Origin of the sequence: Gordonia sihwensis NBRC 108236 (genome assembly GCF_000333035.1) — a bacterium.
GTDB lineage: Bacteria > Actinomycetota > Actinomycetes > Mycobacteriales > Mycobacteriaceae > Gordonia > Gordonia sihwensis.
Map to the genome: position 1 here is coordinate 93,114 of NZ_BANU01000002.1, position 21,294 is coordinate 114,407.

General features: G+C 68.8%; 23 protein-coding genes. 17 read left to right on the forward strand and 6 right to left on the reverse strand.

All coding sequences use genetic code 11. The features are described from left to right. The first annotated feature begins 75 nt into the window (after window positions 1-75). Genes GSI01S_RS02065 through GSI01S_RS02080 form a run of 4 tightly spaced genes read left to right on the forward strand, consistent with a single transcriptional unit; the run spans window position 76 to window position 4,545 of the window. A complete protein-coding gene (locus GSI01S_RS02065; RefSeq protein ID WP_006894673.1) occupies window positions 76-1,515 on the forward strand; it encodes a cell division protein PerM in 1,440 nt (479 codons plus the stop codon). Between the two features lie 49 nt (window positions 1,516-1,564). Beyond that, on the forward strand, window positions 1,565-2,146 hold the full coding sequence (gene purN, locus GSI01S_RS02070; RefSeq protein WP_051999588.1) for a phosphoribosylglycinamide formyltransferase: 582 nt from the start codon (window positions 1,565-1,567) through the stop codon (window positions 2,144-2,146). Continuing rightward, window positions 2,143-3,744 (forward strand): bifunctional phosphoribosylaminoimidazolecarboxamide formyltransferase/IMP cyclohydrolase, encoded by a 1,602-nt coding sequence (gene purH, locus GSI01S_RS02075; RefSeq protein ID WP_006894675.1) that lies wholly within the window; start codon window positions 2,143-2,145, stop codon window positions 3,742-3,744. Before purN ends, purH begins: the two co-directional genes overlap by 4 nt. 45 nt (window positions 3,745-3,789) lie before the next feature. Next, window positions 3,790-4,545 carry a sulfite exporter TauE/SafE family protein gene (locus tag GSI01S_RS02080; protein WP_006894676.1) on the forward strand — a complete coding sequence of 252 codons (756 nt, stop codon included), beginning with the start codon at window positions 3,790-3,792 and terminating at the stop codon, window positions 4,543-4,545. Between the two features lie 29 nt (window positions 4,546-4,574). Here the strand turns inward: GSI01S_RS02080 and GSI01S_RS02085 are convergent, their stop codons facing one another. From GSI01S_RS02085 to GSI01S_RS02095, 3 genes are read right to left on the reverse strand one after another with little or no spacing between them, the layout of a single operon-like run. Continuing rightward, window positions 4,575-5,276 (reverse strand): hypothetical protein, encoded by a 702-nt coding sequence (locus tag GSI01S_RS02085; protein WP_006894677.1) that lies wholly within the window; start codon window positions 5,274-5,276, stop codon window positions 4,575-4,577. After that, complete coding sequence (locus tag GSI01S_RS02090; RefSeq protein WP_006894679.1) at window positions 5,273-6,199, reverse strand: ABC transporter ATP-binding protein; 927 nt, start codon at window positions 6,197-6,199, stop codon at window positions 5,273-5,275. The genes GSI01S_RS02085 and GSI01S_RS02090 overlap by 4 nt, the downstream gene beginning before the upstream one ends. Then, the gene (locus GSI01S_RS02095) at window positions 6,196-6,585 is read right to left on the reverse strand and encodes a GntR family transcriptional regulator (RefSeq protein ID WP_006894680.1); all 390 of its coding nucleotides are present in this window, start codon (window positions 6,583-6,585) and stop codon (window positions 6,196-6,198) included. The genes GSI01S_RS02090 and GSI01S_RS02095 overlap by 4 nt, the downstream gene beginning before the upstream one ends. Before the next feature lie 96 nt (window positions 6,586-6,681). Here GSI01S_RS02095 and GSI01S_RS02100 point away from each other — a divergent pair, with 96 nt between their 5' ends. The 4 genes from GSI01S_RS02100 (at window position 6,682) to GSI01S_RS02115 (ending at window position 8,642) form a co-directional block, all read left to right on the forward strand. Next, window positions 6,682-7,077 (forward strand): YchJ family protein, encoded by a 396-nt coding sequence (locus tag GSI01S_RS02100; RefSeq protein WP_006894681.1) that lies wholly within the window; start codon window positions 6,682-6,684, stop codon window positions 7,075-7,077. A gap of 148 nt (window positions 7,078-7,225) precedes the next feature. Beyond that, the gene (locus tag GSI01S_RS02105) at window positions 7,226-7,588 is read left to right on the forward strand and encodes an ArsR/SmtB family transcription factor (protein WP_006894682.1); all 363 of its coding nucleotides are present in this window, start codon (window positions 7,226-7,228) and stop codon (window positions 7,586-7,588) included. Next, window positions 7,585-8,079 carry an SRPBCC family protein gene (locus tag GSI01S_RS02110; protein WP_006894683.1) on the forward strand — a complete coding sequence of 165 codons (495 nt, stop codon included), beginning with the start codon at window positions 7,585-7,587 and terminating at the stop codon, window positions 8,077-8,079. Before GSI01S_RS02105 ends, GSI01S_RS02110 begins: the two co-directional genes overlap by 4 nt. Beyond that, window positions 8,076-8,642 (forward strand): maleylpyruvate isomerase family mycothiol-dependent enzyme, encoded by a 567-nt coding sequence (locus GSI01S_RS02115; protein ID WP_006894684.1) that lies wholly within the window; start codon window positions 8,076-8,078, stop codon window positions 8,640-8,642. Before GSI01S_RS02110 ends, GSI01S_RS02115 begins: the two co-directional genes overlap by 4 nt. 18 nt (window positions 8,643-8,660) lie before the next feature. On the opposite strand, the gene GSI01S_RS02120 is transcribed toward GSI01S_RS02115, so the two are convergent. After that, window positions 8,661-9,260: a TIGR03086 family metal-binding protein gene (locus tag GSI01S_RS02120; protein WP_006894685.1), complete on the reverse strand. Its 600-nt coding sequence runs from the start codon at window positions 9,258-9,260 to the stop codon at window positions 8,661-8,663. Between the two features lie 103 nt (window positions 9,261-9,363). Between GSI01S_RS02120 and GSI01S_RS02125 the strand changes: the two genes are divergently transcribed. The 4 genes from GSI01S_RS02125 to GSI01S_RS02140 are packed head-to-tail and all read left to right on the forward strand — an operon-like array spanning window position 9,364 to window position 14,085. After that, window positions 9,364-10,815 carry a sigma 54-interacting transcriptional regulator gene (locus GSI01S_RS02125; RefSeq protein WP_006894686.1) on the forward strand — a complete coding sequence of 484 codons (1,452 nt, stop codon included), beginning with the start codon at window positions 9,364-9,366 and terminating at the stop codon, window positions 10,813-10,815. Between the two features lie 3 nt (window positions 10,816-10,818). Next, window positions 10,819-12,807 (forward strand): VWA domain-containing protein, encoded by a 1,989-nt coding sequence (locus tag GSI01S_RS02130; RefSeq protein WP_006894687.1) that lies wholly within the window; start codon window positions 10,819-10,821, stop codon window positions 12,805-12,807. 6 nt (window positions 12,808-12,813) lie between these two features. Beyond that, the gene (gene mug / locus GSI01S_RS02135; RefSeq protein WP_006894688.1) at window positions 12,814-13,392 is read left to right on the forward strand and encodes a G/U mismatch-specific DNA glycosylase; all 579 of its coding nucleotides are present in this window, start codon (window positions 12,814-12,816) and stop codon (window positions 13,390-13,392) included. 30 nt (window positions 13,393-13,422) lie between these two features. Further along, window positions 13,423-14,085 carry a DUF1707 SHOCT-like domain-containing protein gene (locus GSI01S_RS02140; RefSeq protein ID WP_006894689.1) on the forward strand — a complete coding sequence of 221 codons (663 nt, stop codon included), beginning with the start codon at window positions 13,423-13,425 and terminating at the stop codon, window positions 14,083-14,085. Between the two features lie 11 nt (window positions 14,086-14,096). Here the strand turns inward: GSI01S_RS02140 and GSI01S_RS02145 are convergent, their stop codons facing one another. Further along, window positions 14,097-15,029 carry an AEC family transporter gene (locus GSI01S_RS02145; RefSeq protein WP_006894690.1) on the reverse strand — a complete coding sequence of 311 codons (933 nt, stop codon included), beginning with the start codon at window positions 15,027-15,029 and terminating at the stop codon, window positions 14,097-14,099. Between the two features lie 205 nt (window positions 15,030-15,234). Here GSI01S_RS02145 and rpmF point away from each other — a divergent pair, with 205 nt between their 5' ends. After that, window positions 15,235-15,408 (forward strand): 50S ribosomal protein L32, encoded by a 174-nt coding sequence (rpmF, locus tag GSI01S_RS02150; protein WP_006894691.1) that lies wholly within the window; start codon window positions 15,235-15,237, stop codon window positions 15,406-15,408. Between the two features lie 100 nt (window positions 15,409-15,508). On the opposite strand, the gene GSI01S_RS02155 is transcribed toward rpmF, so the two are convergent. Then, on the reverse strand, window positions 15,509-16,279 hold the full coding sequence (locus GSI01S_RS02155) for an SDR family oxidoreductase (protein WP_006894692.1): 771 nt from the start codon (window positions 16,277-16,279) through the stop codon (window positions 15,509-15,511). 158 nt (window positions 16,280-16,437) lie between these two features. Between GSI01S_RS02155 and GSI01S_RS02160 the strand changes: the two genes are divergently transcribed. The 4 genes from GSI01S_RS02160 to GSI01S_RS02175 all read left to right on the forward strand — a co-directional run bounded on the left by GSI01S_RS02160 (window position 16,438) and on the right by GSI01S_RS02175 (window position 21,211). Beyond that, the gene (locus GSI01S_RS02160; RefSeq protein ID WP_006894693.1) at window positions 16,438-17,370 is read left to right on the forward strand and encodes an AurF N-oxygenase family protein; all 933 of its coding nucleotides are present in this window, start codon (window positions 16,438-16,440) and stop codon (window positions 17,368-17,370) included. Between the two features lie 66 nt (window positions 17,371-17,436). Next, entirely contained in the window at window positions 17,437-19,035 is a 1,599-nt protein-coding gene (locus tag GSI01S_RS02165; protein WP_006894694.1) for an FAD-dependent oxidoreductase, read from the forward strand. A gap of 70 nt (window positions 19,036-19,105) precedes the next feature. After that, on the forward strand, window positions 19,106-19,789 hold the full coding sequence (locus GSI01S_RS02170; protein ID WP_006894695.1) for a response regulator transcription factor: 684 nt from the start codon (window positions 19,106-19,108) through the stop codon (window positions 19,787-19,789). 3 nt (window positions 19,790-19,792) lie between these two features. Next, complete coding sequence (locus GSI01S_RS02175; protein WP_006894696.1) at window positions 19,793-21,211, forward strand: HAMP domain-containing sensor histidine kinase; 1,419 nt, start codon at window positions 19,793-19,795, stop codon at window positions 21,209-21,211. The last annotated feature ends 83 nt before the right edge of the window (window positions 21,212-21,294 follow it).

Here is a 21,294-nt window from a genome sequence, read left to right on the forward strand (position 1 = left end):
AGTTTTTCGTTCGGGGCAGGGGAGTGCGGCGCGTCGGCGGGGCTCGACTGCCGGACCGTGACACCCTGGTAAGCGATGTCCGCGCCTTCAACTTCGAATCTGGCGGCCCGTCTTCGGCAGGTCCGTCTGGCCCGCCGTGCCGACCAGGAGCCGAAACTGCCCGCCACCTGGGACGTGATCAAGGTCGGGCTCACCGTTCCGACCGTCGCCTGGCTGGTGTCGGCGGTGATCGTGCTGATCACCAAGGTCGCGGCGGGCGCGGGGTTCTCCAGCTTCGGGTCCGCGACCGCGGCCGGATGGCTCGCGGCCAATCAGACGGCGCTGACCGTCGGCGGCGTCACCATCGGGGTGCTTCCGCTGGTTCCGACACTCCTGATCGGATACGGAACGTACCGGGTGGTCCGTCGGGCGACGGTCGACGCGACCTCGTTCAACGAGCTCCTGCGCATCGCTGGAACGGCTGTGGTCGGGCCACTGGTCGCGACCGCGCTCGCTCTCGCGGTGGTCGCCGACGGCAGTTCGTCCGGTCCGGTGGGCAGTCCGAGTCCGCTCGCCGCGTTCGGCATGACGATCGTGGTCCACGGTGTGGCGGCGCTGGCAGGCGTGGTCCCTCGCGTGATCGGGCCGTTCCTCGATGAGTTCGCCGTCGCGGCGTCCGACCGGATCGGCGCCGAAGCCGGGGTCGCCGCCTTCTTCGCCTTGATCGCCGGGGGCGGGGTCGCCGTGTTCGCGGGCTTCCTCGCGCATCTCGGCGCGGTCTCCGATCTCCTCTCGCGAGGCAACACCTTCGACGGCTACCTCGGGCTGTCGGCGTTGTCGATCCTCTACCTGCCGAACTTCGTGGTGAACGCCGCAGCCGTCACCGCGGGCGCGAGCGCGACGCTGGGCGGCACGACGATCGATGCGCTGAGCACGCACCCGGGGACGCTGCCGCCGGTGCCGATCGCGGCGGTGGTCCCCGGCTCCGATCTCGGCGCCTGGGGGGCGTTGCTCTACGCCGTGCCCGCACTGGCCGGTGTGCTGATCGGCTGGCACACCCGCAGTGACGACCTCGTCGCCCATCTGCGGGCGATCGGCGTGGGGGCGGCGGTGGCCTCACTGCTGATGGTGGTGGCTGTGGCGTTCTCGGGCGGCACGCTCGGCGAGATGGGGGAGGCCGGCGTCAGTGTTCCGCTGGCCGGGGTCTTCACACTGACCGCGCTCGGGGTGACGGCGACGGCGACCGCCGGGATCCTCTGGCTCAACCGCAGGTTCGGCGGTCGGCGGGCGTCCGGGGCTCCCGACCTGGATCTTGACGAACTGCTCGACGAGCCGGAACCGGTGGACGCGGATGCGGACTCGAACCCGGGAGCGGACGCGGATTCGGACTCGAATTCGGACCAAGACCCGGACTCGGGTGACGAGGACGGGACCGAGGCGCTCGACGACGTCGATCCGGCGGTCGCGAGTGGCGCAGACCACGGACCCCCGGCGGGGGACCGACCTCCCGGTTCAGTGCGGGAGTTGGACAACTAAGCTGTAGGTCGTGACATCAGCCCAGGACGCCCGTGTGCCCGTGGTCGTCATGGCATCCGGCGCCGGATCGTTGATGGCCGCAGTCCTCGACCTCGCAGCAACCGACGACGCACCCTTCCGCGTCGTCGGCGTAGTGGTCGACCGCGACTGCGGGGCCGCCGACCGCGCCGTCGACGCCGACCTGCCCGTGATCCTCTGCGAGTTGCGGGAGTACCCCGACCGTGAGGCGTGGGACGCGGCGCTCACCGCCTCGGTCGCGGAGTTGGCCCCGGAGTGGGTGGTCACCGCAGGCTTCATGAAGATCCTCGGCCCCGCATTCCTCGACCGTTTCGGCGGCCGGATCCTCAACTCGCATCCCGCGCTGCTGCCCGCGTTCCCCGGCGCGCACGGGGTCGCCGACGCCCTCGCGTACGGCGTCAAGGTCACCGGCACCACGGTGCACCTCGTCGACGACGGCGTCGACACCGGACCGATCCTCGCGCAGCGCATCGTGGAGGTGCTGCCCGACGATTCCGAAGAGACCCTTCACGAACGCATCAAAGAAGTCGAACGTGTGCTGCTGCCGGAAGTGGTGCATGCGGTCGTGACCCGTGGCGTTGTCACAGATGGACGAAAGGCACACATCAAGTGAATGCACCTGCAGACTCCGGAGCTCGCGCGGTGAAGCGCGCGCTGATCAGCGTCTATGACAAGAGCGGGCTCACTGAACTGGCGACCGCCCTCCACGGCGCGGGCGTCGAGATCGTCTCGACCGGCTCCACCGCCAAGACCATCGCCGGTGCGGGCGTTCCGGTGGTCGAGGTCAGCGAACTGACCGGCTTCCCGGAGTGCCTCGAGGGGCGGGTCAAGACCCTGCATCCGCGGGTGCACGCGGGCATCCTGGCCGACACTCGCAAGGACGATCATCTGGCGCAGCTCGACGAGCTGGGCGTGGCGCCCTTCGAGTTGGTGGTCGTGAACCTGTACCCGTTCACCGAGACCGTCGCCTCCGGTGCCGCCCCCGACGAGTGCGTCGAGCAGATCGACATCGGCGGTCCTTCGATGGTCCGTGCCGCCGCCAAGAACCACCCGTCGGTGGGCGTGGTGGTGGATCCCGCCGACTACCCGGACGCAGCCGCCGCCGTCGCCGGTGGCGGGTTCACCCTGGCGCAGCGGAAGCAGCTGGCGGCCAAGGCCTTCCGCCATACAGCCGATTACGACGTCGCCGTCGCCTCGTGGATGACCTCGGTGGTCGCGCCGTCGGAGGAGACCGCAGGCGAACCGGGTGCGACCACCGGTGCGCAGTTCCCCGTGTGGGCCGGCGCCACCTGGAAGCGGTCGGCCACCCTGCGCTACGGGGAGAACCCGCATCAGGCGGCCGCGCTCTACGTCGACACCGACGCAGCACCGGGGCTGGCTCAGGCCGAGCAGCTGCACGGCAAGGAGATGTCGTTCAACAACTACACCGACGGCGACGCCGCCTGGCGTGCCGCCTACGACCACACCGAACCGGCGGTCGCGATCATCAAACACGCGAACCCCTGCGGCATCGCGGTGGGGGCCGACATCGCCGAAGCGCACCGCAAGGCGCACGCCTGCGATCCGGTCAGCGCGTACGGTGGCGTGATCGCTACCAACCGCGAGGTGTCGGTCGAGATGGCCGAGCAGGTGGCGGAGATCTTCACCGAGGTCATCATCGCGCCGAGCTACGCCGACGGCGCGGTGGACGTCCTCTCGCGGAAGAAGAACATCCGCATCCTCGTCGCGCAGGCTCCGGCCGAGAGCGGTATCGAGATGCGTCCGGTCTCGGGCGGGTTGCTTCTGCAGGAGCGCGACGTGATCGACGCCGAGGGCGACGATCCGGCCAACTGGACGCTCGCCACGGGTACCGCGGCCGACGAGCAGACGCTGCGCGATCTGGTCTTCGCCTGGCGTGCCTGCCGTGCGGTCAAGTCGAACGCCATTCTGCTCGCCTCCGACGGTGCGTCGGTCGGCGTCGGAATGGGTCAGGTCAACCGCGTCGACTCCGCGCATCTGGCGGTGAACCGGGCGGGCGAACGTGCGGCGGGCGCGGTCGGTGCGTCCGACGCCTTCTTCCCGTTCCCCGACGGTCTTCAGGTGCTGATCGACGCCGGCGTGCGCGCGGTGGTCCAGCCGGGCGGTTCGGTCCGCGACAACGAGGTGATCGAGGCCGCCAAGGCTGCGGGCGTCACGATGTACCTGACCGGGGCGCGTCACTTCGCACACTGAGTGCCGTACGGCACGTGAGGCGCGCATGAACAGCGCTCTGGTCGCATGACGGTGATCGGGCTCCTCGCACTCGTGGCCGCGGGATTCGGTGCGGGCGTGGTCGGCTACGTGACCGGGCTGGCTTCTATCGTGAGCTATCCGGCGCTGCTCGCGGCGGGCCTGACGCCCCTGTCCGCCAATGTCACCAACACGGTGGCCCTGGTCGCCGTCGGTGTGGGGAGCTTCGCGAAGTCGGGCCGGGCGCTCACTGCCGACGACGGCGGCCGGTCGCTGCTGCGCTCGTCGCTGATGGCGCTGGCCGGCGGAATCGTGGGTGCGGCGTTGCTGCTGCTGGCGCCCGCCGCGGCGTTCGGATACGTCGTTCCGTACCTGGTGGCGCTGGCGTCGGTCGCGCTGCTGGCGCAGCCCGGTCTTCGACGGTGGATCGAGCACGGCTCCGACCGTCCGGTGGCCTGGCCGGTCGCGGTGTTCGTGGTGTCGATCTACGGCGGCTATTTCGGTGCGGGAGCCGGCGTGATCTTTCTCGCGCTCGCGCTGCTCCTGACGAGTCTGCCGCTGTGGCACTCCATGCTGCTGAAATCGGCGCTTCTGGGCGTCGCCAATGCGGTCGCGGCCGTCGCCTTCATCGTCTTCGGTCCGGTGCACTGGCCGGCGGCGGTGGCGATGGGCATCGGCTGTCTGCTCGGCGGCTGGATGGGGCCGCCGCTGGTCGCTCGGCTGCCTGCCCGGCCCCTGCGGATCGCGATCGGTCTGTGCGGTCTCGGACTCGCGGTATGGCTGGGCCTCCGTCCGGCCGGCTGAGCCGTACGCGTACCTGAGCCGTACGCGTCCTAAGGAATCGCTCGCCGCAGAGTCGCGTACGAGACGCCCGACAGCGCCGCCACCAGGACGAGCCCGTAACCGCCTACCGCGACCGGCGTGAGACCGGTGAACCAGCGTCCGACGGCCGGCCAGCCGCCGCCGAGACTGATGCCCAAGATCGCGAGGGCGATCGCCGCGGCCAGACCGATGCCGATGAGGACCAGTGTCAGCATGCCGAACCGCTTGTACACGGTGGCGGCGAAGAAACCGATGGTGAACGTGAGCATCGGCGCCATGAAGTACAGCAGGCCGGCGGCCGCGGGTCCCTGGTTCCAGATCCACGGCACCGCGAAGAAGTAGCCGTCGATCCCCCAACCGTCGGTGGCCTTCTCGATCAGGCCGCCGATCACGTACAGCACGGCGAGGCCGATGGACGCGAGGAGGGCGGTGAGGGTGGTCCCGAGATAGAACTCGCGACGAGTGACGCTCATGGCCTGGGAGAACGGGAAGGTCAGCGACATCGCCTGGATGCCGATCACGGCGAAGTACCAGAGGGGTGCCTGTGATGCGCCGCCGTAGATCGGGTCGGTGAGGTCGCTGACCGAGGCGTAGATCGCGCCGTAGATGATCAGCGAGATCGCGAACGCGGCGCCGAAGATCGTCAGCGGCAGCCAGACGAAGATCTTCTTGTTGATCAGTTGCATGCGGACGACGTTCGCTGTGCGGTTCATCGCGAGGCTCCCATCGGACGAGAGGTTCGCTCACGCCGGTCGGCGCGAGTGGTGAGACGGACGATCAGTTCCTGCATCGAGACCGGAGCGGTGGCGATGCCGCGGGCGGACAGTTCGGCCAGGTCGGTGTCCTCGAGTCGTCCCAGGACGGTCACCGAGGCGACGGAGCCGAGTCGGTCGCGGTGCAGTTCTTCGCGGTCGCCGATGAAGGCGTCGACGGCGGATTCGGCGCCGACCACGGTGAACGCCATGCCGCGGAGGTCGTCGGCCGACTCGTTCAGGACGAGCCTGCCCTCGTCGACCACGAGCACCTGCTCGACGAGGTTCGAGACCTCGTCGATGAGATGGCTCGACAGCAGAATGGTGCGGGGGAAGTCGCTGTAGTCCTCGAGGAGACGGTCGTAGAACAGTTGTCGGGCGACGGCGTCGAGACCGAGGTAGGGCTCGTCGAAGAAGGTCACGTCGGCGCGGGAGGCGAGGCCGATGATGACTCCGACCGCGGACAGCTGACCCCGGGAGAGCTTCTTGATGCGCCGGCAGTCGGGAAGCCGGAACTCCTCCACGAGGCGGTCGGCGAGTTCTTGGTCCCAGTTCGGGAAGAACAACCGTGCCATCTGGAAAGCCTGGGCCGGAGTGGAGTCCTCGGGGTAGCGCTGGCTCTCGCGTACGAAGCAGATGCGCGGCAGGACGTGCGTGTTCTCGTACGGGTCTTCGCCGAAGATCCGGGGCTCACCGGACGTCGCGAAGTTCTGAGCGGTGAGGATCGACATCAGCGTGGTCTTGCCCGCGCCGTTGCGGCCGAACAGCCCGCAGACGGTGTTCGCCGGAAGGTCGAAGCTCACGTCGTCGAGGGCGTTCGTCGATCCGTATCGCTTGGTGAGGCCTCGCGCGCTGATGGCGGGTGCGCTGGTCTGGCTGGTCATGGCCGGACTCCTTCCGACGGCTGGTCGATGGTGGTGGAACGTTCGTGAATGAGGGCGACGACGTCGTCGGTGGTCAGGTTCAGCCGGCGTGACTCCACCAGCAGCGGAGTTACGAACCGGTCGGCGAAGGCCTCCCGGCGACGCACGCTCAACGCGGCGCGGGCCCCGGCGGCGACGAACATTCCCACGCCGCGCTTCTTGTAGAGGACGCCTTGGTCGACGAGCAGGTTGATGCCCTTCGCTGCGGTCGCGGGATTGATGCGGTAGAAGGCGGCGAGTTCGTTGGTGGAGGGCGCGCGAGTCTCCTCGGGCAGGGTGCCGTCGATGATCGAATCGGCAACGTGGTCGGCGACCTGCTGGAAGATGGCCCTCCCGTCGTCAATCATTGGACCGCCTCGGTTTCTTGGTTAATTACTCGACTAACTAACCATGCAACCAGTCGTCGGAGGTTGTCAAGGGGTGCGGTGCGATAGGTTGGCCGAATGAGCGATCGGCGATGCCCGTGCGGTTCGGGAGAGGTGCTGTCGGAGTGTTGCGGGCGCTACCTCACGGGCCTCGGTGTGGGGAGGCCGGCGCCGACGGCCGAAGCGTTGATGCGCAGCAGGTTCACGGCGTTCGCGCTCGGTGACGAGGAGCACCTGCTCGCGACCTGGCATCCGGACACCAGGCCGGACGAGTGTGCGCCCGACCCCGGCACGCGCTGGCTGCATCTCCATATCGACGAGGTCGTGGACGGGTCGCCCTTTCATCAGACGGGTGTCGTCGCCTTCACTGCCGTCTTCCGCGACTCCGGAGGCCGCGGTGAACTGCACGAGCGCAGCAGATTCGTCCGAGTCGGCCGTGTCTGGCTCTACGTGGACGGCGTGCACGCGGGGTGAAGCGGCCGCCACGCGCTGTGAACGGGCTGCCGCGGCGTTCTCCTGCGACAGGCGGCAGTCGTCGATACTCAACCAAGGGGTTGACAACGCACCTCACGCGGCGTCTACTCGTAGACAACCATTTGGTTGAATAAGGAGGTCGACGGCGATGGCCGACGAGTTGTCTCTCATATTCGCGGCACTGGCAGATCCGACGCGTCGAGACATGGTCGCGCGTCTCACGTCCGCGGACGCGACCGTGGGGCAGCTCGCCGAACCCTACGACGTCAGCGTGCAGGCGATCTCCAAGCATCTGAAGGTGCTCGAAGAGGCCGGCCTGGTGACGCGCTCACGGGACGGGCAACGACGTCCGGTGCACCTGGAGACCGAGGTCTTCGACCTGATGGCCAAATGGATCGAACGGTATCGCCGCCGAGCGGAAGCGCGGTACCAGCGGCTCGACGCAGTCCTCGCAGAGATGACGGGCGCCGATGCCGCGCACTCCACCGACACCGAAGGGGCCGCATCATGAACACCGAGACCTATCCCGAAGCCGCGATCGACGCCGACCCGGCGCTGCCGATCATCCGGATCACCCGCGACTTCCGGGCCACACCGGCCCAACTCGCCAAAGCGCACCTCGACCCGGAACTTTTCATGCGGTGGGTGGGACCCGACGCCATCACCTCGCGCGTCGTGATCTGGGATGCCCGCAGCGGCGGCGAATGGCGGTACGTCTCCGAACACGAGGGGCAGGAGTTCGGGTTCCGGGGCTGCTTCCACACCGTCGGCGACGATCGCATCGTTCAGACTTTCACCTTCGAGGGCATGCCCGACGAGGTGTCGTTGGAGACCCTCCGCTTCATCGATCTGGGCGACGGGCGCACCCGATTGGAGGCGCAGTCGCTCTGCGACTCCATCGATGTCCGTGACGCCTGGCTGCGGTCGGGTATGGAGGTCGGCGTGCGGGAGGGCTATGCGAAGCTCGACCGATTGCTCGCCGACGGCGAGGTCCGGGCGTGAGCCGACTGAGCGGTCTCACGGCGTCCGATCGTCACCGCGTGGTCGCCTCCGACTTCGGTTCGCAGGCGGCCGCCACGGCCGACTGGGACGCGCCGTCGCCCGTCGACGGCTGGCGGGCACGGGACGTCGTCGCCCACCTCACCGGGTGGTTTCCGGCGTTTCTCGCCGACGGCGGCGTTCGGTTCGACGCGGCGCCGTCGGCCGACGATCCGGCCGCCGTCTGGTCGGCGCACTCGGCGCGTGTCCAGGAGCTGTTCATGCGCGACGACGTCGAGTTCTCGCACCCGAGGGTGGGCACGATGCCGCTGGCTGATGCCGTCGACCGCTTCTACACAGCCGACGTGTTCATGCACACCTGGGATCTCGCGCAGGCGAGCGGCCGTCGCCCGGACCTGGACGCGGAGTTCGCGGCGCAGTTGCTGGACGGACTGCGGGGGATGGAAGAGGTGCTGCGCTCGTCCGGTCAGTACGGTCCCGCGAAGACCGCACCGGCCGGCGCCGACCCAGTGATGCGCCTGGCGGCGTTCATCGGCCGCGACCCGCACTTCGCCGACGCCCGATAGCCGTCCGGAGCAGGGCCCTCAGGCAGACCAGTCCGGATCCCGGCCGGCGAATCCGAGGATGTGGTCCGTCTCGTCGCGATCCGCGCCGACCTCGACGGGGGCGCCGAAAACGCCGGGCCTGCGGGTCACCTCGTCGGGGACGTGGGCGAAGACGTCGCGGATGAACTGGACGGCTTCGGCCGGGAACCGCACGCGCGAGCCGGTGGCCGCGGCGAGGTCCCAACCGTGCAGGTACAAGTCCACCGCGGGGAAGGACAGACCCTCCCTGACCGTCCGGCGTCCGACGGGGCTGTCGACCTCGCGGTCCAGATCGGTCACCTCGGCCAGTGCCTGACGGGCCTGTGCCGCTGCGGCCGCCCACCACACCGCCGGGTCGCCCTCGACCGCCGACGAGGGCGGATCGTGTCTGTTGAACTCGCGCTCGCCCCCGCGGAGTATGCGCGCGCCGACCAGTGCCGCCTCGCCCACGTGCCCGAGGACGTCCAGTGCCGTCCATCCGTCGCAGGGAGACGGAGCGGTCCAGCAGTCGGCGGGCACGGTCTCCACCACGCCGGTGAAGAAGGTCAGCCCGTTGTCGTAGGTGTCGAGGGAATCCCAGGGAGCGGTGTTCGAGGACATGATGCGAATCCTTCCGAAGAGGTGAGTAGAGCGTATCGACGAGCACTGACAGACCACGGACGAATTCGCCGCCTTCAGCGGGCGGGCCGGATCGGGAGGTAGCGTGGATGACGTGGCTGTCACCGATATCGACACTCCTGCACCGGCTCTCACCACCGTCGGCGAACTGCGTGCCTCCGGGCACGTGGAACGTGACGTCCGGGACGAGATCCGCAACAATCTGCTGACGGCGCTGCGCGCGGGCGACGACCCGTGGGACGGCATCGTCGGATTCGACGACACCGTGATCCCGCAGCTCGAACGCGCGTTGATCGCGGGGCACGACGTGGTGATGCTCGGTGAGCGCGGACAGGGCAAGACCAGGCTGCTGCGCACGCTGGCCGGGCTGCTCGACGAATGGACGCCGGTCATCGACGGCTCCGAACTCGACGAGCATCCGTACAACCCGATCCTGCCCGCCTCGATCCGGCGGGCCGCGGAGCTCGGTGACGCGCTGCCGGTGGCATGGCGGCACCGCAGCGAACGGTACAGCGAGAAGCTCGCGACCCCGGACACCTCGGTGGCCGACCTGGTCGGCGACATCGACCCGATGAAGGTGGCCCAGGGGCGGAGTCTGGGCGATCCGGAGACCATCGCATTCGGTCTCATCCCGCGGGCTCATCGCGGCATCATCGCGATCAATGAGCTGCCCGACCTCGCCGAACGGATCCAGGTGTCGATGCTCAATGTGATGGAGGAGCGAGACATCCAGGTCCGCGGCTACAGCCTGCGACTGCCCCTCGACGTCCTCGTGACGGCCAGCGCGAATCCCGAGGACTACACCAATCGAGGGCGGATCATCACTCCGCTCAAAGACCGGTTCGGTGCCGAGATCCGCACGCACTACCCGCTCGACCTGCAGGACGAGGTGGACGTCATCGAGCAGGAGGCCGACCTCGTCGCCTCGGTGCCGTCCTATCTGATCGAGGTGCTGGCGCGATTCACCCGCTACGCCCGCGAGCATCCGTCGATCGACCAGCGCTCGGGTGTGTCCGCGCGGTTCTCGATCGCCGGTGCGGAGACGGTGGCCGCGGCCGCGCTGCATCGTTCCGTGGTGGCCGGCGAGGAGTTCCCGGTCGCGCGACCGGTCGACCTGCACGCGGTGATCGAGGTGCTGCGCGGCAAAGTGGAATTCGAGTCCGGCGAGGAGGGGCGTGAGCTCGAGATCCTTGACTACCTGCTCCGCAAATCCGTCGCCGACACCGTCCGGGCCCACCTCGGCGGCGTCGACATGGCGCCGCTCGTCGCGGCGTTGGAGGCGGGCGAGGAGGTGCTCACCGGCGACCGCGTTCCCGCGGGCGACGTGCTGACAGCGCTCGGCGACACCGGCGCGGTGGCCGAGGTGATCGACGAGATCAGCCGGCGCCTGGACTCCACCGACGCCGCCGAGCGCGCCAGCGCCGCCGAACTGGCCCTGGAGGGGTTGTATCTCGCGCGCCGGATCGGCAAGGACACCGACGAGTACGGCCGCACCGCCTACCTGGTGGAACAGGTCGACGAGGACGACACGGCGTAGCTCATGAGCAGAAGGCGCTTCCACCGCTCGTCCTACCGGCGCTACACCGGCGGGCCCGACCCGCTGGCGCCGCCCGTCGACCTCCGCGACGCCCTGGAGGCGATCGGTGACGACGTGATGGCGGGATCCTCGCCCGACCGTGCGCTTCGCGAGTTCCTCCGTCGCGGGAGCGAGAACATGCGCGGGCTGGACCGGCTGGCGGAGATGGCGAACCGCAGACGGCGCGAACTGCTACGGAACCGGAACCTCGACGGGACGTTCGACGAGATCCGCGAACTGCTCGATTCGGCGGTGCTCAGCGAACGCAAGCAACTCGCGCGCGACCTCGACGACGACGCGCGGCTCGCCGAGATGCAGATCGAGAGCCTTCCGGCGTCGACGGCGCAGGCGGTCCGCGAACTCGCCGACTACGACTGGCGCAGTCCCCAGGCGCGCGCCGACTACGAGAAGATCTCCGACCTGCTCGGGCGCGAAGTGCTCGACCAGCGGTTCGCCGGAATGAAGCAGGCTCTGGAGGGCGCCACCGACGACGATCGTCGGCGCATCTCGGAGATGCTCGACGATCTCAACGACCTGCTCGCCGCGCACAATCGCGGCGAGGACACGAGCGAGCAGTTCGCCGAGTTCATGGACAAGCACGGCGAGTTCTTCCCGGAGGATCCGCGCAGCACCGAGGAGCTGATCGACTCCCTGGCGCGCCGGTCCGCCGCAGCGCAGCAGTTCTTCAACTCGCTGACCCCCGAACAGCAGGCGGAGCTCGCCGAACTGTCGCAGCAGGCCTTCGGTTCGCCTGCGCTGATGTCGCAGCTCGCGCAGATGGACGACGCGCTGCGTCAGGCGCGGCCTGACCTCGACTGGAACGGCGGTCAGGAGTTCTCCGGCGATCAGCCGATGGGACTCGGCGAGGGCGCGGCGGCGCTGCGCGATATCGCCGAGCTCGAGAACCTGGCAGAGCAGCTGTCGCAGGGATACGCGGGGGCGCAGCTCGAGGACGTGGACCTCGACGCCCTCGCGCGGCAACTCGGCGACGAAGCCGCGGCGGATGCGCGGACGCTCGCCGAACTCGACCGGGCGATGCGCGAGGAGGGCTTCTTCGACCGCGCCCCGGACGGTCAGACGAGGTTGAGTCCGAAGGCGATGCGCCGACTCGGGCAGGCGATCCTGCGTGACATCGCCCAGCAGTTGTCCGCACGCGGCGGCGACCGGCAGTCCGACCTCGCCGGCCGGCTCGGGGAGCCCACCGGAAGCAGCCGTGAGTGGCAGTTCGGCGACACCCAGCCGTGGAACGTCACCCGCACCGTCACCAACGCGGTGTTGCGCACCGTCGCCGAGGACCCGTCCGCGGCCGCTCGTCTCGCATCGGGCGACGGCGTGCGCCTCGACGTCGGTGACATCGAAGTGATCGAGACCGAGGCGCGGACCCAGGCCGCCGTCGTCCTCCTCGTCGACACCTCGTTCTCCATGGTGATGGAGGGCCGTTGGACTCCGATGAAGCGGACGGCATTGGCCCTCAATCAGCTCATCAGCACCCGGTTCCGCACCGACGAACTGCACTTGATCGAGTTCGGCCGCGTGGCCCGCGACACCACCGTCGACGTATTGACCGCGCTCGAGCCGCGGATGGAGCAGGGCACCAACCTGCACCACGCGCTGTTGCTGGCGCAGCGGCACCTCCGGCGGTTCCCGAATGCCCAGCCGGTGGTGCTGATCGTCACCGACGGTGAGCCGACCGCGCATCTGGAGCCGGACGGAGAGGACTTCTTCTTCTACCCGCCGCATCCGCGCACTATCGGGCTTACGGTGTCGGAGTTGGATCATCTCTCGCGCATGGGCACCCAGATCACGTTCTTCCGGCTGGGCGAGGATCCCGGCCTGGCGCGGTTCATCGACCGCATCGCGCGCCGGATCGGCGGCCGCGTCGTGGCGCCGGACCTCGACGGTCTCGGTGCGGCCGTGGTCGGGGATTACCTCCGGTCGCGACGGGCCCGGTAGCCGGCGGTGGGGTTCACCCGAGAGGAACTGCTCGACCGGATCGGTGCGACCGTTCCGGATCTGATCGGCTCCGACTGCCGGCTGCTGATCGCGGGCATCAATCCCGGGCTGTGGACCGCGGCGACCGGGGCCCACTTCGCCCGGCCCGGCAATCGCTTCTATCCGGCACTGCACGCCGCGGGCATCACCGATCACGTGATCGACGCATCGGCGGGGATGTCCGACGACGACGCCGCGGCGCTCACCGATGCCGGGATCGGCATCACCAATGTCGTCGCGCGGGCCACCGCGAAAGCCTCCGACCTGACTCGGGACGAGCTGCTGCGCGGCGGTCGGGAACTGGAGGCGACGGTGCTCCGGGTGCGGCCGCGCGTCCTCGCGATCCTGGGGGTCACCGCCTATCGCGCGGCGTTCGGGCGCCGCACGGCCGTGGTGGGCCGGCAGCCGGAGTCGATCGGCGGCGCCGAGCTCTGGGTACTGCCGAACCCGAGCGGGTTGAATGCGCACGAGACCGTCGAGACCCTGGCGGCTGCGTACCGGCGGGCGGCGGACGCGGCCGGGGTACGCGATCTGCGTCGCCGGTGAGCCGGGCGATTCTTGTCTAGGCTTGGGCAGATGAGCGACATCGAGCCCCGCACCTCCCGTGCTCCGCAGCCATCCGCCGGTGATGCCGCCGCGATGCTGGTCAGCGACGCCGACCGCGAACGCACTCATTCCTATCTATCGGCCGCGATGACGATGGGCGTGCTCACTCCGGAGGAGTACAGCCGGCGCGCCGGCGATGCCTCGGTCGCGCGGACGCGGGCCGATCTGGACGCATTGACTCGGGACCTGCCCCTCGATCAGCTCCGCTCGGTGGCCGCCGACGCCGCATTCGGCCAGACCCGCGTCAGTGCCTCCGGTGCCGATCCCGTCACGTCCGCGTCCGGCTTCTTCGGCGGAACCGAAGTCGGCGGGGGCGCGGTCGTGGGTGATCGACTGAAGGCCACCGCAGTGATGGGCGGCGTGGTGCTCGACCTGCGGAACGTCGAGTACACGGCGCCTGTGCTCACGGTGAAGTGCAAGGCGATCATGGGCGGCGTCGACATCGTGGTCCCGCCGGACGTCACCGTGGAGGTGCACGGGAGGGCTGTCATGGGCGGCTTCGACGGCAGCGCCGCCGGTCCCGGCGGCGAGGGCGCCCCGCGGGTGGTGATCACCGGGTTCTCGTTGATGGGCGGGGTCCGTGTGCAGCGGCGCGGCCGGGCCGACCGGCTCGGCCCCCGTCGTGCCCGCTGACGGCGGGCCGGTCAGGCCAGCGTGGCGGCGATCAGCGCGATGACGGGGATCGACAGGAGCGTGGTGATCAGGGCCGAGTCGCGGGCGAGGACCTCACCGCGCCGGTATCTGGTCGCGTAGACCAGGACGTTCTGCGCGGTCGGCAGGGCGGCGATCACGACCTGCGCGAACAACCGATGCCCGGTCATCCCGAATCCCCAGCGTGCGAGCGCGTAGGCGACGAGCGGCATCGCGACCACCTTCATCGCGGCGGCCAGCGCGACGTCTCGCCGCGGACTCTGGCCCTTCTTGAAGACGGTGACGCCGGTGAGCGTGAGACCGAAGGTGAGCAGCGCCAGCGGGACTGAGGCCTGCCCCAGCATGTCCAGTGGTTCCATCACGGCCTGCGGCGGATGCCATCCGGCCACCGAGACGATCAGGCCGATCACGCCGCCGACCAGGATCGGGTTCTTCAACGGCGTGGTCACCGTGCGCAGCGTCGAGGTCCGTCGCTCGGCCGACAGCGCGGTCAGATCGAGGGTCGCGAGGGCGACCGGGGAATAGAAGACGATCTGGAACAGCAGCAGGGGAGCGATGAACGACGCGTCGTCGAGCACGAAGATCGCGATCGGCAGACCCAGGTTCACGCTGTTGACGTACGAGGAGGACAACGCGCCGATCACGATCTCCGGTACGGCGCGGCGCAGCCAGAACCACGCGATCAGCGCGTAGACCGCGCCCACGGCGACGGCCGATGCCGAGGCGACCACGAGCGTGGACGAGAAGATCGCCGACAGATCGCTGGTGGCCAGAGAGTGGATGAGCAGTGCGGGTGTGCAGACGAAGAAGACGGTGCGCGCCAGCACCGCCGCCGCGTGTTCGCCGAGACTGCCCGTCCGGCCGAGAACGTAACCCAGGGCGACGACGATGAAGATGACGGTGAACCCCGAGATGACGCCAGACACCCGACGCATTATGCCCGCGGCGCCCGAACCCTCCGGTCACGACCTCGTCCGGGCCGCCGCGTTTTGCATCCGGGAGCCCGCGGCGGCTAACCTGGTCTGGTTGTGTGCCGCGGCCGCTGTGCCGTGGTGAGAAGACTTCAGCGGGTCTGGCGGGTCGGGAGACAGCCCGAGCCCACCCGCGCCAGGTAAGAGAAGGGCTGGAACCATGGCAGTACCCAAGCGCCGGATGTCGCGGGCCAACACCCGTAGCCGTCGTTCGCAGTGGAAGGCGGACAACGTCGCACTGCAGGAAGAGAAGATCAACGGTGTTTCGCAGCGCATCCCGCGCCGCCTGGTCAAGGCAGCGAAGCTCGGTCTGGTCGATCTCGACCGTCGCTGAGCGCGGCTGACACACAGACTTCAACGGCTGGGGCCGGCGAGAGATCGCCGGCCCCAGCCGTTTCGTCGTGGGGCCTGCGGAGGCTCCGTCTCGTCGGAGGCTACTGCGAGAGGATCTTGTTCACGCCGCGGTTGAGGACGTTGGGAATGAACTTGGCCGCGTTGCCCAGAACCGTGGTCTGCAGCCCCACCGAGTAGCTCGTGCGGCTCAGCACGCGGTCCGCGATGGTCGGATGAACCGATTCCCAGACCTTGTCGGCGACCTGTTCGGGGGTGATGCGGACACCGAGCGTCCTGGTTGATTTCGCATCGTTGTCGGCGAGCGCGGTCTTGGCCCACAGCGGCCAGATGCTCACGACGCGGATGTCGTCGGCCGCCCACTCCAACTCCAGCGCCTCGGTGAGGCCTGCGACGTAGAACTTGGTCGCGCTGTAGGTGGCGATTCCCGGCTGGCCGTAGATCGCGGATGCGGAGGCGATGTTCACCAGATGCGATCCCGGAGTCGCCTTGAGATACCGGTGGGCCGCCTGGGCGCCCAGGGTCACTCCCAGTGCGTCGATGTCGATCTGCGCCTTGATCGCGTCGGTCGAGATCTCGGTGAGGGGGCCCGCCACCAGGATCCCGGCGTTGTTGTCGAGCACGTCGAGGCGGCCGTCGGTGTGCGAGGTGAACTCGGCCAGTGCCGTCGACCACTGCTGCGGGTCGCGGACGTCGAGGTGACCGGTGATGAAGTCGGGGTGCTCCTCGCGGACGGCGGCCAGCGCCTCGTCGCTGACGTCGTAGACGCCGACCGTCCAGCCTTCGAGGGCGAATCGCTCGGCGGTCGCGAGGCCGATGCCCGCGGCACCGCCGGAAATGAAGATCGAAGGCATGACTCTGGATTCTCCCCACTGTGACCTGCGAGGACGCCCCTCGCATTGATATTACTCTCCGGTAGGAACTCTAGACCGTTTACGTCTCAGGACGCGAGTGTTACCGTGACAATGATTGTTGTTACAAGATGCGATGGAATAATGTACCGGAGGTCAACATGACGGCAGCGATCGAACGGGAGAACGCGGGCGACAACCTGATCAGCCTGCAGGACTCGGGTGCCGAGCAGGTGTCCGAACGGTTGCTGCGATCGGCCGCCCGGCTCTCGCGCAATGCGATGACCGAGATCGACTGGTCGTTGCCGATGGATCCCGACAAGTACGGATGCAGCCCGGAGTGGTCGTCGCTGTACGGCACCGACTACTGGGACGAGCTCACCCACGAGCAGCGAGTCGATCTGACGCGTCACGAGTTCGCGTCGATCATGAACATCGGCATCTGGTTCGAGATGATTCTGCAGGAGATGGTTCTGCGCGATCAGTACGTCGGCGACTACCACTCCTCCGAGTTCCAGTTCGCGCTGGTGGAGATCGCCGATGAGTGCCGGCATTCGCTGATGTTCGCCAAGGCGTCGGAGAAGATGGTCGGCACTTCGTATCATCCGCACCCGAAGATCGCCCAGTTGGGCAAGTCTTTCAAGCTCCTTGCGCGCAACGAGGTCGCCTATGCGGGCATTCTCGTCGCCGAGGAGGTTCTCGACGTGTTCCAGCGCGGATGCATGCGCGACGAGCGGGTGCTCCCCTTCATCCGGACCGTCAACGAGATCCACGTTCTCGAGGAATCCCGGCACATGAAGTTCGCGCGCGAACAGGTGCGTGAGTCGGTCGACGGGATCGGCTGGGCCCGCAGGCAGTTCAGCGCGCTGTCGGTGGCGGCGGGCGCGTACCTCATCGTGAGCAGTCTGATCCAGCCGAAGGCCTACGCCGATGCGGGACTCGACGTGAAGCGTGCGCTGGCCGAGCGCCGCGACAACGGCCACTTCCACTCGATGATCCGCAGCAGCTGCGGTCACCTCATGGAGTTCCTCGACGAGGTGGGCCTGCTGACCAAGCCGGCCATGCACTACTACCGCAAGGCGCACATGATCTAGCGGCGGATCGATCGCCGGACCCGCTTCCCGACCAGCCCGGACGCGCTCGAAGTAAAGGGGCACTCGTTGTCGTTCGTCATCACCCAGTCCTGCTGCAGCGACGCCGCGTGCGTGTCGGTGTGCCCGGTGAACTGCATCCACCCGACGCCGGAGGAACGGGGTTTCGGCACCTCCGACATCCTGCACATCGACCCCGACGCGTGCATCGACTGCGGAGCATGCGCCGACGCGTGCCCGGTCAATGCGATCTTCCCGGCCGACCGGCTCGGTGAGCGCGACGAGATCTTCGCCGACATCAACGCCGCCTACTATCGCGACCACCCCGATGTCTCGTCCGGCTGGACCGATGTGGTGTACCCGGAGATCCCGCGTTTGCCGCGCGATCTGCGGGTCGCGATCGTCGGCACGGGTCCGTCGGGCGGATACGCCCTGCGGACGGTGCTGAACCGGACGGACGCGCAGGTGACGGTGTTCGACAAGCTGCCCACACCGGGCGGATTGGTCCGCGCGGGCGTCGCGCCCGACCATCCGAGCACCAAGGACGTCATGAAGACCTTCGACATCCTGTACCGGGACCCGCGGGTCACGATGGCCACCAATGTCGAGATCGGCCCCGATGTACGGGCCGGTCAGATCACGCCGGGCGAACTGGCGCACCACTTCGACGCCGTCTTCTACGCGACCGGTGCATCGCAGGCCCGCCGCCTCGGGATCGCCGGCGAGGATCTGCCGGGCAGTACGTCGGCCACCGAACTGGTGGCCTGGTACAACGCCGTGCCCGGCGCCTCGGGTCCGAACATCCCGGTCGACGGCAGCGGCCGGGCCGTGATCGTCGGGACGGGCAACGTCGCGCTCGACATCGCCCGCATCCTCGTATCGCCGCCGGAGGCACTGGCGGTCACCGACATCGCCGACCGTGCGCTCGACCTCCTGCGCAGGCAGGACATCCATGAGGTGGTTCTGCTCGGCCGGCGAGGTCAGGACGCCGCGGCGTACACCGCGGCCGAGCACCGCGCGCTGTCGGTGCTTCCCGGCGTGGAGGTGGTGGTGCACGACGGCACGGCCTCGCTCGACCTGCTGCCCGACCTGCTGCCCGACCTCTCGGGACCCGCGTCCTCCGACCGCCGCCGGATCGTGTTCCTCTTCAACACGGTCCCCGAGGCCGCACACGGAGACGGCGCGCTGCAGTCGGTCTCGGTGAACACCGGCGGACGCTCGTACCGCATCGCCGCAGATCTGCTGGTCCGATCGATCGGTTACCGGTCCGTACCGGTCGGCGGGCTTCCGTTCGACACCGAAGCGGGCCGGTTCCCGGTGCGCGAGGGCCGAATCGTCGACGCCGAGGGCATGCCGATTCCCGGTGCGTACGCCGTCGGCTGGGCCGCCCGCGGATCCACCGGCGGTATCGGCTCCAACAAGTTGCACGCCATCGACACGGTCGAGGCGTTCATCGAGGACGCCGCATCCGGTCTGCGTCGCGCAGGCGGTACCGCCGAGGAGTTCAGTGCACTGTTGCGGCGCAGGCGACGTCAGGCGATCGGCTACCGGGGGATCGCGGCGATCGACCGGCGCGAGCGCGAGCTGGGCGCCCGTCAGGGGCGTCCCCGGGTGAAGTTCACCGAGGTGGCCGACATGCTGGCGGCGGCGGGACGGCGGCGTCGCTGAGCGCGACCGAATCGCGCCGAACGGCGTGTTCGCTCAGTCGAATCTCAGTTGTGGATATAAGACTGTAACCATGCGCATCCTGGTGGTGGACGACGATCGTGCGGTCCGCGAATCGCTCCGACGGTCGCTCAGCTTCAACGGATACTCGGTCGAGACCGCGGGCGACGGGCTGGAGGCGCTGGAGAAGGTGATCGCCGATCGCCCGGACCTGATGATTCTGGACGTGATGATGCCGCGTCTGGACGGTCTCGAGGTGTGCCGGCGACTCCGGTCGGCGGGCGACGACCTGCCGATCCTCGTGCTCACGGCCCGCGATTCGGTCTCGGAGCGGGTCAGCGGGTTGGACGCGGGCGCCGACGACTACCTGCCCAAGCCCTTCGCACTCGAGGAACTGCTGGCCCGGTTGCGGTCGCTGCTGCGCCGCACCACCCGGGACGAGGAGGAGAGCGAGGCGGTCTCCTTCGCCGACCTCACCCTCGACCCCGTGACCCGCGAGGTGACCCGCGGCGAGCGCCAGATCAGCCTCACCCGCACGGAGTTCGCGCTGTTGGAGATGCTGATGAGCAACCCGAAGCGGGTGCTGACCCGCAGCCGCATCCTCGAGGAGGTGTGGGGCTACGACTTCCCGACCTCCGGCAACGCGCTGGAGGTCTACATCGGCTACCTGCGCCGCAAGACCGAGGCCGACGGCGAGCCGCGTCTGATCCACACCGTGCGCGGCGTCGGATACGTTCTGCGCGAGGGCACACCGTAGCCGATGCGTGGTCCGTTCCGCCTGACGCGCGCGGTCTCACTGCGACGCCGCGTCGCGCTCCTGGCCGCCGCGGTGGTCCTGCTGTCGGCGGTGCTGATGGCCGGAGCCGCGTACTTCGTGGTGTCGCGCGCGATGTACAACGACGTCGACACCCAGCTCGTCGCCCGTGCCGACGGTCTCACCGCCCTCGCCAAGCTCGGCCGGCTGAGCAACGGTCCCGAGGCGCTGGTGGCGGGCACCGTGTTCTCCACGTCCATCTCGATCGCACTGATCGAGCAGGACGGCCGCGCCATCATGGTCGGCGACGTCCCCTTCGGGGATCCGGAGAAGGATGTGGCGAAGTCGACCAATCCGCCGGGCAAGCTCAATCAGAGTCTGCGAACCACCGCCAACCACCGGGTGCTGGCGCGCAAACTGTCCGACGGCAGCACGCTGGTGCTGGCGCAGTCGCTGGACCGGACGGACGCGGTCCTCGGCCGGCTCGGCTCGGTGCTGTTCATCGTCGGCGGAGCGGGGGTGGCCTTCGCCGCGATCGCCGGAACCGCGGTGGCCCGCACCGGACTGCGCCCGGTCACCCGTCTCACGGCCGCGGCCGAACGCGTCGCACGAACTCAGGACCTCACGCCGATCCCGGTGACCGGCAAGGACGAACTCGCGCGGCTCACCGAGAGTTTCAACACGATGCTGCGCGCGCTCGCCGAGTCGCGCGACAAGCAGGCCCGTCTCGTCGCCGACGCCGGACACGAACTCAAGACTCCGCTCACCTCGCTGCGCACCAACCTCGAACTGCTCATCGCCTCATCGGCACCGGGTGCACCGCCTGTACCCGCGGCCGACATGGTGGAACTGCGCTCGGATGTGATGGCGCAGATCGAGGAACTGTCGACCCTGGTCGGCGATCTCGTCGACCTCGCGCGCGACGACGCGCTGGAGGCCGTGCATCAGGAGGTCGCCCTCGAAGACGTCATCGACGCCGCACTCGAGCGGGTCCGGCGCCGGCGCGCCGACATCGACTTCGACGTGGAAACCGTTCCGTGGTTCGTCTTCGGTGAGGAGCACGGCCTCGCGCGGGCGGTGCTGAACGTGCTCGACAACGCAGCGAAGTGGAGTCCGCCTGGCCGCACCGTGCACGTGCGGCTCCGTCAGGTGGGACCGGCCAGTGCCGAGCTGACGGTGGCCGACGCGGGACCGGGCATCGCCCCGGAGGATCGCGAGATGGTGTTCGAACGGTTCTACCGCGCCGACGCGACTCGATCGATGCCGGGTTCGGGCCTCGGCCTGGCGATCGTGCGGCAGGTTCTCACCCGTCTCGGGGGCTCGGTGGCGGCCGAGGGATCCGACCAGGGAGGTGCGCTGATTCGCATGCGGATACCCGGTCTGCCGCACCATACTGAGCCCGATCCGATCGTCGTGAGACGCTGACGATCGTTCACAGGTACTCGGCAGGAACCTCGCAGTAACTCGGCAACGGGGACTGAGCGGCTTCACAGAATGGTGCAATAGGG

Bases quoted from the DNA above. Each gene is read 5' to 3' on its own strand.
- GSI01S_RS02105 (WP_006894682.1), top strand. From the start codon at position 7,226: ATGGCCGACGAGTTGTCTCTCATATTCGCGGCACTGGCAGATCCGACG.
- GSI01S_RS02155 (WP_006894692.1), bottom strand. From the start codon at position 16,279: ATGCCTTCGATCTTCATTTCCGGCGGTGCCGCGGGCATCGGCCTCGCG.
- GSI01S_RS02110 (WP_006894683.1), top strand. From the start codon at position 7,585: ATGAACACCGAGACCTATCCCGAAGCCGCGATCGACGCCGACCCGGCG.
- purN (WP_051999588.1), top strand. From the start codon at position 1,565: ATGGCATCCGGCGCCGGATCGTTGATGGCCGCAGTCCTCGACCTCGCA.
- GSI01S_RS02100 (WP_006894681.1), top strand. From the start codon at position 6,682: ATGAGCGATCGGCGATGCCCGTGCGGTTCGGGAGAGGTGCTGTCGGAG.
- GSI01S_RS02090 (WP_006894679.1), bottom strand. From the start codon at position 6,199: ATGACCAGCCAGACCAGCGCACCCGCCATCAGCGCGCGAGGCCTCACC.
- GSI01S_RS02170 (WP_006894695.1), top strand. From the start codon at position 19,106: ATGCGCATCCTGGTGGTGGACGACGATCGTGCGGTCCGCGAATCGCTC.
- GSI01S_RS02140 (WP_006894689.1), top strand. From the start codon at position 13,423: ATGAGCGACATCGAGCCCCGCACCTCCCGTGCTCCGCAGCCATCCGCC.
- GSI01S_RS02065 (WP_006894673.1), top strand. From the start codon at position 76: ATGTCCGCGCCTTCAACTTCGAATCTGGCGGCCCGTCTTCGGCAGGTC.
- GSI01S_RS02130 (WP_006894687.1), top strand. From the start codon at position 10,819: ATGAGCAGAAGGCGCTTCCACCGCTCGTCCTACCGGCGCTACACCGGC.
- GSI01S_RS02160 (WP_006894693.1), top strand. From the start codon at position 16,438: ATGACGGCAGCGATCGAACGGGAGAACGCGGGCGACAACCTGATCAGC.
- rpmF (WP_006894691.1), top strand. From the start codon at position 15,235: ATGGCAGTACCCAAGCGCCGGATGTCGCGGGCCAACACCCGTAGCCGT.
- GSI01S_RS02175 (WP_006894696.1), top strand. From the start codon at position 19,793: ATGCGTGGTCCGTTCCGCCTGACGCGCGCGGTCTCACTGCGACGCCGC.
- GSI01S_RS02080 (WP_006894676.1), top strand. From the start codon at position 3,790: ATGACGGTGATCGGGCTCCTCGCACTCGTGGCCGCGGGATTCGGTGCG.
- GSI01S_RS02085 (WP_006894677.1), bottom strand. From the start codon at position 5,276: ATGAACCGCACAGCGAACGTCGTCCGCATGCAACTGATCAACAAGAAG.
- GSI01S_RS02095 (WP_006894680.1), bottom strand. From the start codon at position 6,585: ATGATTGACGACGGGAGGGCCATCTTCCAGCAGGTCGCCGACCACGTT.
- GSI01S_RS02120 (WP_006894685.1), bottom strand. From the start codon at position 9,260: ATGTCCTCGAACACCGCTCCCTGGGATTCCCTCGACACCTACGACAAC.